General features: G+C 38.1%; 14 protein-coding genes. 12 read left to right on the forward strand and 2 right to left on the reverse strand.

The genetic code is table 11. The features are described from left to right. Positions 1-78: 78 nt before the first annotated feature. The 3 genes from DCC39_RS11055 (at position 79) to DCC39_RS11065 (ending at position 2,725) form a co-directional block, all read left to right on the forward strand. Positions 79-393, forward strand: a complete 315-nt coding sequence (locus DCC39_RS11055; RefSeq protein ID WP_116554966.1) for a muconolactone Delta-isomerase family protein — start codon at positions 79-81, stop codon at positions 391-393. 256 nt (positions 394-649) lie between these two features. Beyond that, positions 650-1,993 carry a sigma-54 interaction domain-containing protein gene (locus DCC39_RS19615; RefSeq protein ID WP_276309914.1) on the forward strand — a complete coding sequence of 448 codons (1,344 nt, stop codon included), beginning with the start codon at positions 650-652 and terminating at the stop codon, positions 1,991-1,993. Between the two features lie 153 nt (positions 1,994-2,146). Beyond that, positions 2,147-2,725 carry a DUF421 domain-containing protein gene (locus DCC39_RS11065; protein WP_116554968.1) on the forward strand — a complete coding sequence of 193 codons (579 nt, stop codon included), beginning with the start codon at positions 2,147-2,149 and terminating at the stop codon, positions 2,723-2,725. A gap of 42 nt (positions 2,726-2,767) precedes the next feature. On the opposite strand, the gene DCC39_RS11070 is transcribed toward DCC39_RS11065, so the two are convergent. After that, on the reverse strand, positions 2,768-2,947 hold the full coding sequence (locus tag DCC39_RS11070) for a hypothetical protein (protein ID WP_116554969.1): 180 nt from the start codon (positions 2,945-2,947) through the stop codon (positions 2,768-2,770). 159 nt (positions 2,948-3,106) lie between these two features. Beyond that, entirely contained in the window at positions 3,107-5,065 is a 1,959-nt protein-coding gene (locus DCC39_RS11075) for an aconitate hydratase (protein WP_116554970.1), read from the reverse strand. Positions 5,066-5,254: 189 nt separating this feature from the next. Here DCC39_RS11075 and DCC39_RS11080 point away from each other — a divergent pair, with 189 nt between their 5' ends. The 9 genes from DCC39_RS11080 to DCC39_RS11120 all read left to right on the forward strand — a co-directional run bounded on the left by DCC39_RS11080 (position 5,255) and on the right by DCC39_RS11120 (position 13,854). Continuing rightward, complete coding sequence (locus tag DCC39_RS11080; protein ID WP_116554971.1) at positions 5,255-6,427, forward strand: 3-hydroxyacyl-CoA dehydrogenase; 1,173 nt, start codon at positions 5,255-5,257, stop codon at positions 6,425-6,427. 16 nt (positions 6,428-6,443) lie between these two features. Beyond that, entirely contained in the window at positions 6,444-7,193 is a 750-nt protein-coding gene (locus tag DCC39_RS11085) for an SDR family NAD(P)-dependent oxidoreductase (RefSeq protein WP_116554972.1), read from the forward strand. 814 nt (positions 7,194-8,007) lie between these two features. Then, a complete protein-coding gene (locus DCC39_RS11090) occupies positions 8,008-9,183 on the forward strand; it encodes an iron-containing alcohol dehydrogenase (protein ID WP_116554973.1) in 1,176 nt (391 codons plus the stop codon). Between the two features lie 15 nt (positions 9,184-9,198). Beyond that, positions 9,199-9,588 carry an acyl-CoA thioesterase gene (locus DCC39_RS11095; RefSeq protein ID WP_116554974.1) on the forward strand — a complete coding sequence of 130 codons (390 nt, stop codon included), beginning with the start codon at positions 9,199-9,201 and terminating at the stop codon, positions 9,586-9,588. A gap of 94 nt (positions 9,589-9,682) precedes the next feature. After that, complete coding sequence (locus tag DCC39_RS11100; protein ID WP_116554975.1) at positions 9,683-11,107, forward strand: NAD-dependent succinate-semialdehyde dehydrogenase; 1,425 nt, start codon at positions 9,683-9,685, stop codon at positions 11,105-11,107. A 155-nt stretch (positions 11,108-11,262) separates the two neighbouring features. Then, entirely contained in the window at positions 11,263-12,054 is a 792-nt protein-coding gene (locus tag DCC39_RS11105; RefSeq protein WP_205948500.1) for a GntR family transcriptional regulator, read from the forward strand. 50 nt (positions 12,055-12,104) lie between these two features. After that, complete coding sequence (locus DCC39_RS11110) at positions 12,105-12,692, forward strand: chromate transporter (protein ID WP_116554977.1); 588 nt, start codon at positions 12,105-12,107, stop codon at positions 12,690-12,692. 32 nt (positions 12,693-12,724) lie between these two features. Beyond that, positions 12,725-13,264: a chromate transporter gene (locus DCC39_RS11115; protein WP_116554978.1), complete on the forward strand. Its 540-nt coding sequence runs from the start codon at positions 12,725-12,727 to the stop codon at positions 13,262-13,264. Between the two features lie 50 nt (positions 13,265-13,314). Continuing rightward, positions 13,315-13,854, forward strand: coding sequence for a TRAP transporter small permease (locus DCC39_RS11120; RefSeq protein ID WP_165820844.1), 540 nt, complete (start codon positions 13,315-13,317; stop codon positions 13,852-13,854). The last annotated feature ends 12 nt before the right edge of the window (positions 13,855-13,866 follow it).

Genomic DNA, 13,866 nt, shown 5'->3' on the forward strand with positions numbered 1-13,866 from the left:
TTGTTTCCGGGTACTTGACAAATCAAGACATTGTGTTTTCAAGTAGATATTATTTTCATATCAAAAGGGGGTAGCTTTATGTTATTTTTTATCAAAGTAAGCGTTAATCAGAAAGAGTTGACAACGGAGAAACTGTGGGAAGTTTGGGAGAAGGAAGCAAAGTTTGCCAAAAAGGCAATTGAACGGAAGAAAATTATGAATGCATATAAAGTTGCTGGTTCACGTCAAGTCATTCTTATTTATGATGCAGATTCTCACGACGAAATCGATCGTGTCTTTATGGCGGGACTTCCTTTATCAGATTATGCAGTGATTGATGAAATTTTACCTATTCGTTCGTATCTTGACTTTGCTGAAGATGTTACAAACCGGTGGAAAAAACCGAATCAATAATGAACATAAATGGAGGGATAAACGACAGCTGAAGAATAGATTGCGGTGGGTGACAAAACCAATTGGAAAAAAACGAACTTTAACTTTAAGTGTTGTTCTAGCTTTCTCCTGTATTAATGGGCGAAGGCTTTTTTTGTCCTAATTAAATTTTGTAACCGCTTGCAAACATTTCTAAATTATTTATTATAAAAGATATAATGAGTGATTAAAAAACTAATCACTTTTTGTTTTCTTAAAATTAGAGGAGGTGAGTAAGGTGGAGCAACTTTATTATAATGTCTTTAATTATAGTTATGACGGGTTATGCGTTTTCGATATAGAAGGAAAAGGTGTTGCCATTAATAAAGCTGCGGAAAGGATAACCGGATACGACTCTCAAGAATTCTTTGAAAGCAATATTTACCATTTATTGGAAGAAGGAATTATCTCGAATTCCGTTTTTTTAAAAGTATTGAAAGAAAAGCGAACGGTAACGGATGTCGTCAGTATTCGTGGCAATGAAGTACTTATAACAGGTAGTCCTATATTGAACGACGACGGGAAAATAGAATATGTTGTCGAAAATATACGTGATATATCACAGTTAAATAATTTAAAGATGGATTTATTGCTTTCCATTGCTTTAAAAAAGAAGAAAAAACCAAAAAGTTCAGATAAGGATAATCAACTACCAAAGCATATGGTACCTGATGGGGTTGTTGCTGAAAGCAAGAAAATGAACAAAATCATTCACTTAGTAAATAAAATTGCAAAAGTTGATTCAACTGTACTTCTTTTAGGGGAATCAGGTGTTGGGAAAGAAGTTATTGTAAAACTTATTCATCGTCTAAGTTTACGCTCAGATAACCCATTGATTAAAATAAATTGCGCTGCAATCCCGCATCATTTATTAGAGTCGGAACTTTTTGGATATGAAAGAGGAGCCTTTACCGGAGCGGATGAACGTGGAAGACCGGGGCTATTTGAAGAAGCGAATGGCGGGACAATTTTTTTGGATGAGATTGGAGATATGCCACTCGATTTACAAGTAAAATTGCTTAGGGTGCTTCAAGAATTTGAAATTAGGAGAGTTGGGGGCAGAAAAAATATTAAAGTCGATGTACGTGTTGTTTCAGCGACAAATAAAAATTTGGGGAAGCTCGTTCAGAAGGGAAAATTTCGTGAAGATTTGTTTTATAGATTAAATATCGTTCCGATCCACATACCCCCTTTAAGAGAGCGTGTGGATGACATTGCACCACTTGCGCATATGTTTTTAAATCGTGCAAACCAAAAATATCAGCTTAATAAGCATTTTCAACCAGGTGTAATTGAATTACTTGAACGATACAGTTGGCCTGGGAACATTCGGGAGATGGAAAATATTATCGAAAGACTCGTTGTGACATCTGGACATGATGAAATTAGTTGGAGTGAGTTACCATTTATTTCCGAACATTCAGACATTACTGAAAGCTTATCATTAAAAAAGATACTACAAGAAGTGGAGAAGGAAATTATTTTGGAAAAGATGGAAACATACAAAACGACAAGAAAAGCAGCGAAAGCACTTGGAATCAGTCAGTCGTCACTCGTGAATAAGTTAAAGAAATACCGATGATAAAGGGAAAACTATATCGGAATCCAAAATACTGGTGAAGACCCATTGATATTAAAGGAATCGCTGGAATCAGGAAACTAACATGTCATTTTACGGATAGCAATGTATCTTTGTACAGAAAATAAACACATCAACTGTACAAGGAGAATGAAAATGAATTTCAATTTAATTTGGCAAACCGTACTTATTTTTATTGTTGGAACAGTTTTATTAAGAATTGGCGGAAGGAAATCCATTTCGCAAATGACGATTCCTGAAACTGTCATTGTGATTGCGATAGGCACATTGATTATCCAACCGGTAACAGGAAATGGACTATGGGTCACTTTTGTTTTGGCTGCTGTTCTTATCGCCTGTTTAATCTTAACAGAATACATTGAACTTACATTTAATAAATCGGAATCTCTTATAACTGGGAAAGCGGTTCCTGTCATTGAAAATGGTGTGTTGAATAAAGCAAACTTAAAAAAATTTAGGTTAACCGTTGATAAATTAGAAAAACGATTAAGACAATCTGGAATTATAGCGATAACAGATGTTCAGTACGCTACATTGGAAACAAGTGGACAGATTGGGTATACGTTAAAACCGGAGAAACAACCGGCTACAAAAGAAGATATCCAAAAGATTATCCAACTGATTCAAACAGGGCATATGGAGCTTCAAGCAAAATCCTCTAACGAAAATATCTTCACAGAGATTAATCAAGATCAAAATAAAACACTGCAATAAGCTGAAAGCCATGCCTGAAACCGAAGGGCATGGCTTTCGTGATTATTCAAGTGTACGGTTCGTTTCATCAACGGAAAACGGTGCTTCAGGGGATGTGTTTTCTCCAGGCATGACGACACCGTCGCCATTACAGACAGAACATGTGTATTTCCACGCTTCGTCATCTGCCAGCATTCCTGTTCCATCACATGCTTTGCAAATGTGTTCTCGATTTACTGCCATGTCGGGTCATCTCCTTTCATTATTATTTTGACTTTTAGATTAACGAAATGTTAGCGGGGCGATTTTGCTTGGAGAGAACCTTTTTTTCGTAAGAAAAACCTGTTTCTCGAAAGGTAAATTGCCCCGCGGGAATTTCAACATTACTGATTAGCGGAGTCTTTAAGCATTAACCATTTGCTGCCTATCTTTTACAACATTAATTAGTCCGCCTTTAAGCATAATGTCAATTTGCCGTTCAGATAATGCATGCGTAACACTGAAAGAAAAATTTTTATCTTTTACTTCAACATGCAGTTCATTTCTTAGCTGGAGTGCTTTTCTTACATTTGAAAATATGAGGACATCGCCTTGTTCAAGCTTGTCATAATCTTCTTCATGGACAAAAGTGACAGGCAAAATACCGAAATTCACGAGGTTTTGCCAATGAATCCGTGCGAAGTCTTTGACAATCGCGACTTTTAATCCAAGGAATCGCGGGGCAAGGGCTGCGTGCTCCCTGCTTGAGCCCTGTCCATAATTGAACCCGCCAACAATGGCATGACCGCCTTGATCCCTACTATTCATCGCTCTTGTATAATACGTGTCATCCACAATTTCAAATGTAAACTTACTAATTTCAGGTAAATTGCTTCGATAAGGAAGAACCCGTGCCCCGCCGGCTAAAATTTCATCGGTTGAGATATTGTCGCCGACTTTTAATAAAATGGGGACTTCAAGCGTATCTTTGAGTGCGTCCATTTCAGGAATGGAAGCAATGTTTGGCCCTTTCTGAAGCTGGACGGTTTTTGCCTGATCCATAGGTGGAGGAGCTTCTAACAAAGTTACATCAATCGTTGGTTTTCTAGGTTCCTTCACTTTAGGGTATTTCATTCCAAGTGTACGAGGATCGGTAATAACCCCTGTCAAAGCTGAAGCAGCAGCTGTTTCTGGACTGCATAAAAATACGCTGTCTTCTCTCGTTCCTGAGCGGCCAGGGAAGTTTCTTGGTGTCGTCCGCAAGCTATTGCGCCCTGTTGCTGGTGCTTGGCCCATACCAATACAGCCATTGCAGCCAGCTTGGTGTAGCCTGGCGCCTGCTTGAAGCAAACTTGCAATATGGCTTTCTTTCACAAGGTCTGTTAACATTTGCCTTGAAGTTGGGTTAATATCGAATGAAATCCCTTCAGCAATCTGCTTGCCTTTTACAATCTCTGCTGCAATGGCGAAATCACGATACCCCGGGTTAGCGGATGACCCAATATACGATTGATAGATCGGTTCACCAGCCACTTCGCGAACAGGCACAACATTGCCGGGGCTTGACGGTTTTGCGATGAGAGGCTCTAAATCAGAAAGGTTAATTTCTTCATCAATATCATACGAAGCTCCTTCATCAGCCACAAGTTCAATCCAATCTTCTTCCCGATCTTGCTCTTTTAAAAATCGTTTAATTTCTTCATCTGATGGGAAAACTGTTCCGGTTGCTCCCAACTCTGCGCCCATGTTTGCAATCACGTGGCGATCCATAGCGCTCAGTTGTTTCAAACCGGGCCCGTAATATTCGATAACTCGGTTGATACCGCCTTTTACATCGTGGCGCCGGAGCAGCTCAAGAATCACATCCTTCGCACTCACCCAATCCGGCAATTCACCTGTTAATTTGATCCCCCAGACTTTCGGCATTTTTACGTAAAAAGGCTCGCCTGCAATCGCCATGGCAACATCAATGCCGCCCGCCCCCATGGCAAGCATACCCATACATCCATTTGCGCACGTATGGCTGTCCGAGCCAAGCAGCGTCTTCCCCGGTTTGGCAAGCCTTTGCATATGAACAGGGTGGCTAACGCCATTTCCAGGACGGCTGTAATATAAGCCGAATCGCTGGGTCGCACTTCTTAGAAATAAATGGTCGTCGGGATTTTTGCTGTCTTCTTGGATAATGTTATGGTCAACGTATTGCGCCGAAGCTTCTGTTTTCGCCCGATCCAGCCCCATCGCTTCAAGTTCCAGCATAACCATTGTTCCCGTAGCATCTTGCGTCAATGTTTGATCGATCTTAAGGCCGATCTCTTCACCAGGCGTCATTTCTCCAGAGAGAAGATGACTTTTAATCAGTTTTTGAGTAACGTTCAAGGGCATATGTTTTCCTCCTGTAAAAATCAAATAACATCATACATGACATGTTTGCTTATAATTTTGGCTTTAAGCGACAAAATATACATTTTAATCATGGGAGGAATAAGGGAATGAGGTTTTTCAAAATTGTTTTACAAGTACAGAATATTATGATAAGTTCTAAATGAAAAACAAAATAGAGGGAGAAATTCTATGGCAGTGGAAAAAATCAAGAAAATTGCTGTTATCGGTGCGGGAAGCATGGGACATGGGATTGCCCAGTCGGCTTTACTTGCAGGCTTACGCGTTTATTTATATGACAATGACAAAAGCAATTTGCAGATGGGAACGAACAAAATTCATGCAGGTTTGGACAAGATGGCATCCAAAGGCCAAATTTCCGAAAACGATGCACAAGAGTTTAAAAATAATTTATCTCCCACTACAAATTTGGAAGAAGCGGTATCAAATGTTGATTTCGTTTTCGAAGCGGTGCCGGAAGTGCTAGAGATTAAGCAAGATGTATTCCAGCAGTTAGACGAACTTACATCAAAGGATGTGATTCTGGCAACGAACACATCAAATATGTTTATCTCTTCAATCGCAGAGCGTGCCCGTTGTAAAGAACGTATTGTAGGGCTTCATTTTTTCATTCCTGTCGTCTTAATGAAAATTGTTGAAGTCATTAGCGGCAAAGACACAAGCAAAGAAACAATGCAGACGGCTTATGATTTATGCGTCAAACTGAACAAAATTCCAGTTCGGGTGGAAAAAGATAGCCCGGGATTTATTGTGAACCGCATTAATGGCCCTGTTCGTGTATATTTAGGTGCCGTCGTCGATGAAGAGATTGCTGAACCGGAAGAAATTGATGCGTTAATGAGATACCATGGTCTTCCGATTGGCCATTTTGAACTGTCGGATTATATCGGCCTTGATGTCGTAAACTTTTCAGCCCAATATCGAAAAAAAGTGCTTCATCCAGATTACGCACCAAACAAAAAGCTTCTCGAAAAATTAGAAGCAAAACAATTCGGCAAAAAAACCGGCAAAGGCTATTATGACTGGTCAAATGGAAAACCTTCAATTGACATTGCCAAAAGGACCGACAAAATTAAAATTGAGGATCTTGAAATCGTCAAATTCAATGAAGCAGCGAAATTAATTGAAGATGAGATTGCAGATCCACAAGACATCGACACCGCAATGGTACTTGGCACGGGTTATAAGGCGGGCCCCATTGAATATGTAAGCAAGCTCGACTTAAACGAAGTTATCGATCGGCTCGAATACTTGTCTACAAGATTTAATAAAGAAATATTAAAGCCAGCAAATATTTTGAGAAAGAATCCTGATGTAGTTTTTCAATCGGTAAAAAATATTTAAAAGAGAAGGTGATTGGATGCGATTAGAAAATAAAGTGGCGGTTATCACAGGTGGCGGCGGTGGAATCGGGAGAGCGACAGCAATTCGGTTTTCTAAAGAAGGCGCAAACGTGATGGTTGCGGATATGAATGAAGAAACGGGACAAGAGACAGCACAAATGATAAGAGACAACGGGGGACATGCTGAATTTCTTCGCACTGATGTGACGGAACCTGAACAAGTCGAGCAGCTTGTTAAAAAAGCCGTTGATACATACGGAAAGATCGATATTATGGTGAACAATGCCGGCATTTCACATATCGAAGCAAAAATTCCCGACGTGCCGGTTGAGACATGGGATAAAGTGGTTGACGTCTCTATGAAAGGCGTCTATCTCGGCATGAAATACGCCATTCCTGAAATGATTGACAATGGCGGCTCGATAATCAATACAGCAAGTGTCGCTGGCATAAAAGGACAAAAACTTCTCGCCGCTTACACAGCAGCAAAAAGCGGGGTTATCGCCGTGACAAAAAGTACAGCATTAGAATTCGGGAAACACAATATCCGTGTAAATGCCATTGCGCCGGGGATTGTTGATACACCGATTACAGATGATTGGAAAAAGACATCAAAATGGCCCGTCCTATCAACTGCAAATGCCCTGAGAAGGCTTGGTCAGCCTGAAGAAGTAGCGAATGCGATGTTGTTCTTAGCATCGGATGAAGCATCGTTTGTGACAGGAACGACGCTTGTTGTGGATGGGGGGACGTTGCTAGGGAGGTAAATTTGTTACAAGATGGAAGCGTTAAAATTGACGTTATTTGAAAAAGCACAAAAGATCCATGGGAAACTTTATGACAAGTCTAAAGAATAATACCCTGACTTTTGCAGCTATACGAGTTAAAAAACAGCCTGAACCTCATGTGATTACTGGTTTTCAGGCTGCTTTTGTTTGTCCAAAAGTTGTAGTGTATTTTATCCCTTTATGAACGAACCTAAAATTTTTTTATTTCTTCCAGCGTCTGAAATTTTCTTTCCGAAATCGATATCCAATTCTACTCCTTAATCAACCAGGACGCTGTCCATATAATCAAATAAATAATAATTGTCTTTTAGATAGCTACAACTCGCTTTTTGGATAAATAAATTCGTCCTGTTTTCTTGTTATTCACTTTTCTCAAATACATAGAGTCACTCGCATCTTAAGCAATTTAATACTTATTTTACCATATAAATCTACAAATATACCAAAATATGACAAAAATAACAAAAAACCTCTTTCCTACCAAGATTCCAAGTTGTGAGTTCATATAAAGTACTGAAAAATTAGAGAGTTCATCGATCAAATTAAATTTTTTGAAAGACGGTTAACTAAATAAAAAAAATGCCGAAATTTGTTTGACAAACAATAAAAATAATAATAAACTATCTATTAATCAGTGGTACGTACAACCTAATGGGATAACAATATGATGTATGGAAGTTCTATCAAATTCTTCTTCTCTCAACCGATAAACAAGTGACTTGAAAGTAGAAGTTGAACAGTTTATAAGAGAGGGCGAGAGCTTCAGTAGTCTAAGAAGACAGGGGATGAAAAGATGACAATTACAAAGCTAGTATTTCCAACATTAAGTTATACAGGATGGGGGGCTACAAGTGAGTTACTTTCAGAAGTTGAAAAATATAAACCAAATCATATTCTCTGCATAACTGATCAAATATTAATGGATATTGGGCTCGTTGATAAGGTGACTAAACCAATTGCTCAAGAGGGTTACAAGATTAGTTTCTTTACTGATGTTCAACCAGAACCTTCTCTTCAATGTGGACAAAATCTCGTAGACTATGCAAAAGAAGGTGGATTTGATCTTGTAATCGGACTTGGAGGGGGAAGCACTCTTGATTTGGCGAAGCTTGCTGCAGTTTTAGCGGTGCATGAAGGCCAGGTTTCAGATTATTTAAATTTAACAGGTTCGAAGAAAGTAACGAAGAAAGGCCTTCCAAAAATCTTAATTCCTACTACTTCTGGTACAGGTTCAGAGGTGACAAACATATCTGTCCTCTCTCTGGAGTCAACGAAAGATGTCGTGACAAATGATTTGCTTTTAGCAGATGTTGCAATCATCGATCCCGAACTTACTCTATCAGTTCCACCCAGAGTGACAGCGGCAACCGGAGTTGATGCCTTAACACATGCGGTTGAAGCCTATCTATCTGTGGATGCTAGTGAAACTTCTGATGGTTTGGCGATTCAAGCTGTAAGACTAATTGGACGATCGCTTCGAGCAGCGGTTAATAATGGTTCTGATCAAGAAGCACGGAATGACATGGGAATGGGAAGTTATATAGCGGGACTCGCTTTTTTTAATGCTGGTGTAGGTGGGGTTCATGCGCTTGCTTATCCACTCGGAGGCCAATTTCATATCGCCCATGGAGAATCCAATGCTGTGTTACTTCCATATGTTATGGGATACATACGTTCAAGTTCCGAAGAGAGGATGGCTCATCTCTATTACGTATTAACCGGAGAAAATCAATTGACGAAGCTAGAGGCATCCAAGGAGTTTGTTTCATATTTAAGTAAGCTAGTTAAGGATGTTGGCATCCCACAAACTTTACAAGGATTTGACATACCAAAGACCGCAATCGATTCATTGACAGAAGATGCATATAAGCAAACGCGCCTTTTAGCCAGGAGTCCGATGCCGCTTTTAGAACAGGATATTCGAAACATTTATACAGCTGCTTTTGAAGGTGTAATCCCTTCAAAATAAATCAGGAGGAACAAAATGTTTGAAACAAGAATTGAACCACGTGTAAGTGAAACTGATGGAGCTGGACATATTAACAATACAACAATACCCATTTGGTTTGAAGCAGGAAGAAATAAAATCTTTGAGATGTTTACACCTGATTTTTCTTTTGAGAATTGGCGATGTGTTATTTTGCACACATCTGTTGATTATGTCAAGCAAGTTTTTTATGGCAAGGAAGTGGTTGTGAAAACATGGGTGAAAAGCATCGGAAATACGAGTTTCGTCCTGTATGAAGAACTGCATCAGGATGGCGAACTATGTGTGAAAGGAAATGCAGTTTACGTCAATTTTAATTTAAAAACTCAGTCAAAAGAGCCTATTCCAGGCCACATCCGAAAACAACTTGAAGAACATTCCATTTAGTTTTGTCTGCTCTATTAAGTGAATTGAAAAATACAAACAAATTCCTATATAGACATTATACGAACTGTATCTAATTTTAAAAGAGGCGATGTTAATGGATAAATTACTCTATATAAATGGTGAATGGATGGGGAGTGAGTTAGAAAAAATTAACGTCACCAACCCGGCGACAGGGGAGATCGTTGGAACTGTTCCAAATGCAGGAGTGAAAGAGACGAGAGAAGCGATTGATGCTGCTTATAGCGCATTTCTTGAGTGGTCTACTTTAACTGCTTACGAACGTGCCGAATATTTGGAAAAACTGTACGAAATGATGGTTGAAAATAAAGATAAACTAGCTAAGCTAATTACAATTGAAATGGGAAAACCTCTTTCTGAATCAAAAGGAGAAGTACAATACGCCGCTGAATTTCTTAAATGGTTTGCAGAGGAAGGGAAGCGCGTATACGGTCGGACGGTTCCTTCACATACGAAAGATAAACGAATGATGCTAATAAAGCAGCCTGTTGGGGTTGTGGCAGCGATTACACCATGGAATTTCCCGGCTGCGATGATCACAAGAAAGCTGGGACCAGCACTTGCAGCAGGATGCACATTCATTTTAAAACCGGCTGAAGAAACACCGCTTACCGCTTTAATGCTTGCTATGCTATGTGAAAAGGTAGGTATTCCAAAAGGTGTTGTCAACGTGATAACAGGACAACCAGTTCAAATAGGTGAAGAATTTATGGCAAATCCGAAAGTCTCAAAGATTACATTTACAGGCTCTACAGCCGTTGGGAAGCTGCTTATTAAACAGAGTGCAGAGCAAGTAAAGAAAATTTCCATGGAGCTTGGTGGACATGCCCCGATTATTATTCTGGATGATGCAAATGTTGAAAAAGCTGTAAAAGGTGTTCTTCTATCCAAATTTCGGAATGGCGGACAAACCTGTATATGTGGTAATCGAATTTATGTCCAGGAAGGCATCTATGACGATTTCATTCAAAAATTTATAAAAGCAGTAGAAACACTAAAAGTTGGAAATGGACTTGAAGAAGGTATTGAAGTCGGTCCAATCATTAACAAATCCGGCTATGACAAAATAAACATGCATGTTCAAGATGCTTTAAATCGAGGCGCAACATGTCTACTAGGTGGAAAAGGGGAACAACAAGATAACGCTTATTTTTATTATCCTACTATTTTAGCGGATGTAACAAAAGAGATGATAATCATGAACGAAGAAACATTTGGGCCCGTTGCACCGATTCAAAAAATAGCAAGTGACGAAGAAGCGATTCACTATGCGAACGATACAATGTATGGGCTTGCTGCTTATGTTTTCACCGAAAATTATAGTCGCGGACTTAACGTAGTCGAAAGTCTAAATTATGGCATTGTTGGTTGGAACGACGGCGTTCCATCTGCGCCCCAAGCACCGTTTGGCGGAATGAAGCAGAGCGGTATCGGACGAGAAGGTGGAATTGAAGGAATTGAGGAATACCTTGAAACGAAGTATGTTTCAATTGGGTCTTAATGCTTTGTTTTTCTTGATTTCTTTTTCATGTCAATGAGGAAAAGTGTTTGAACAGGTATAAGAGACATAAATAGGATGCTAAGAATTATCATCTGATGTTCTCGAATTTAAATTTAATAATGAAAGATAATGGACTGAATATCTGTCGAAGAGAGATGATTTTATTGTTGGATGACAAAAGTATTATTCCACTTTATTATCAGTTAAAAGAAATTCTGAAAGAAAAAATAAAAGAGGGATCTTGGAAAGAAGATTCAAAAGTTCCGTCTGAAAGAGAATTAATGGATATATATGATGTAAGCCGTGCTACAGTTAGAAAGGCTTTAAGCGAGTTAATGATAGAAGGATTGATTTACACAAAACAAGGTGTAGGAACTTTTGTATCCAAATCAAAAATTGAACAAAATTTAATTGGAGAACTTAGCTTTAATCAGCAAGCGTTAAAGCAAGGGTTATCTCCTAGTTCTAAAGTGGTGTACTCATCCATAGATACAAGGCTATCTAGACGCATTAATAATATTTTTGAGTTAACGGATTCAGAAAATGTCTTTAAAATTATTCGCGTTCGTTTAGCAAATCGTTATCCACTAATTTTGGAAACGTTATACATCCCATACAAATACGCTCCAAATATATTAAAGCAAGATTTGGAAAATATAGCGGTATTTGAATACCTTGAAAAAGATTGTAAGCTTAATTTCACTCATTCCACTTTAGATATAGAGCCTGTCGTAATTAATGAATTTGAATCAAAGTATCTAGAGGTCGAAATAGGCCAACTTGCACTATCTTTAGAAAGAGTTATTTATTCAGATGCTCATGCTGTTGCTATTCAGCAAAGAATCATGAGAGGGGACAAGGGGAAATTTTCGTTAACTTTAGGCGAAAACTCAGATAGCAAATCAAAGTATCTTGTAGGCTTAGAATTTGCTGAGCAATCCGATTAAAAATTAATACCCCGGTATTGATAATAAATGGAAGAAAATGGGGTAGACAGATGGAAATGAAACTCAAGACGCTATATAAATTATTCTTTACTTTTTTAAAAGTAAGCCCTATTACATTCGGTGGGGGTTATGCCATGCTCCCGTTAATTGAGCGGGAAGTTGTAAAAAGGCGTAAATGGTTAAATGAACACGAAGTTGTTGACATTTTAACTGTTGCTCAAACAGCGCCAGGTGCTGTTGCGATTAATTCAGCAATTTTTATCGGTTATAGGGTAGCTGGATTATTAGGTTCCATTGTTGCCCTATTTGGAATAATGTTGCCTAATCTACTAATTGTGATTATAGCAATTTTTATGTACTTCGCATTTCGTGATAATCCGATTATTGAAGCAGTATTTAATGGGTTGGCTTCAGCAGTCATTGCATTAATTGTATATGCTGCTTACATGATAGGACGAACAGCTATTTCGGATTTAACAACAATCGTAATTGCACTGATTAGTTTTATTATCCTGATTTTTTTAAATGTAAATCCAGTTTTATTAATTTTAGGGGGAGGATTTGTGGGACTCATTTTCAGTAAATTAAAGGTTACAAGAAAGGAGAAACGTAAAAATAGAAGAAGGAACGTGTCATGATTTACGAGAGAGAGGATTTCTGAGGTGTAATTATGATTTATTTTCAATTATTTTGGAATTTCTTCGTCATTGGTTGTTTTTCTTTTGGTGGAGGATATGCGATGTTGCCCCTTATTGATCGCCTGGTAACAAGCCACGGGTGGATGTCGGTGGAGGAATTTACTGAAGTCATCGCAATTTCAGGCATGTTGCCTGGTTCAATAGGCATCAATGCTGCAGTATTTGTAGGTTTTCAAACAGCGGGGTTTACAGGAGCTGCTTTAACAGCATTGGGAATGGTCTTACCATCGTTTATCATTATTCTGCTAATTGGGAAATTTGTCCAAGATTTTCAAGATAGAAAGTTTATTGAACAGGTTTTTTATGGTTTAAGGCCGGTAATTATGGCTCTCATTATTTTCTCGGCAATTAAATTCGCCTTATCGATGGAAATAATAACTTCTTTCTCTTGGAAGAGTACAAGTTTTCTTATTGTTTTTTTAATTGCGCTTGGTTTTTTGATTTTTAAAAAAACCCATCCGATGTTAGTAATATTTATTTCAGGAATATGTGGGATTATTTTATATTATTAGGAGTTTTAAAAGATTATATACCTATTTTAATTGTTTGGGGGGGGAAGAAAATGGCACACATAACCAGTCTTTTTAATAGAATTGAAAAAATATTGTTAGCAACATCAGCTTTTACATTACTTGTAATGATGTTATGGATTTTCACAGATGTAATTTTACGGTTTTTTTTAAATCGGCCAATACCGGGCACGATTGAGTTAACTGGGGAATATTTAATGGTTTTGCTAGTTTATCTATCTTTAAGCTATACGTATAAGGTTGACGGCCATGTAAAAGTGACGATGTTTGAAGAAAAATTTTCTATAAATATAAAAAAAATAACTACATTCATTACAAATCTTCTTGCGGCGTTTTTTTTCATCTACATCAGTATTTTGAACTTTTTAAATGGTTTAGAGCACTTTCAAATGGGGATTAAATCCTCTGGTGTTTTAAACTATCCACTAGCACCGGCATTTATGATTATATCGCTTGGTTTGTTAACAATTTCTTTAAGATTGTTAATTGAATGTATTGCTATCTTGATTCAACAAAATACTAAGAAGCCTTCTATTGCGGATTCAAATAAAGGGCTAAAAAGTACTATCTAAAGATTTGACTTA

It is taken from the genome of Pueribacillus theae (assembly GCF_003097615.1).
Taxonomy (GTDB): domain Bacteria; phylum Bacillota; class Bacilli; order Bacillales; family UBA6769; genus Pueribacillus; species Pueribacillus theae.

Coding starts and splice junctions, on each gene's coding strand:
- DCC39_RS11110 (WP_116554977.1), top strand. CDS start 12,105: ATGGAAATGAAACTCAAGACGCTATATAAATTATTCTTTACTTTTTTA.
- DCC39_RS11070 (WP_116554969.1), bottom strand. CDS start 2,947: ATGGCAGTAAATCGAGAACACATTTGCAAAGCATGTGATGGAACAGGA.
- DCC39_RS11085 (WP_116554972.1), top strand. CDS start 6,444: ATGCGATTAGAAAATAAAGTGGCGGTTATCACAGGTGGCGGCGGTGGA.
- DCC39_RS11080 (WP_116554971.1), top strand. CDS start 5,255: ATGGCAGTGGAAAAAATCAAGAAAATTGCTGTTATCGGTGCGGGAAGC.
- DCC39_RS11075 (WP_116554970.1), bottom strand. CDS start 5,065: ATGCCCTTGAACGTTACTCAAAAACTGATTAAAAGTCATCTTCTCTCT.
- DCC39_RS11065 (WP_116554968.1), top strand. CDS start 2,147: ATGAATTTCAATTTAATTTGGCAAACCGTACTTATTTTTATTGTTGGA.
- DCC39_RS11115 (WP_116554978.1), top strand. CDS start 12,725: ATGATTTATTTTCAATTATTTTGGAATTTCTTCGTCATTGGTTGTTTT.
- DCC39_RS11105 (WP_205948500.1), top strand. CDS start 11,263: ATGATTTTATTGTTGGATGACAAAAGTATTATTCCACTTTATTATCAG.
- DCC39_RS11120 (WP_165820844.1), top strand. CDS start 13,315: ATGGCACACATAACCAGTCTTTTTAATAGAATTGAAAAAATATTGTTA.
- DCC39_RS11100 (WP_116554975.1), top strand. CDS start 9,683: ATGGATAAATTACTCTATATAAATGGTGAATGGATGGGGAGTGAGTTA.
- DCC39_RS11095 (WP_116554974.1), top strand. CDS start 9,199: ATGTTTGAAACAAGAATTGAACCACGTGTAAGTGAAACTGATGGAGCT.
- DCC39_RS11055 (WP_116554966.1), top strand. CDS start 79: ATGTTATTTTTTATCAAAGTAAGCGTTAATCAGAAAGAGTTGACAACG.
- DCC39_RS11090 (WP_116554973.1), top strand. CDS start 8,008: ATGACAATTACAAAGCTAGTATTTCCAACATTAAGTTATACAGGATGG.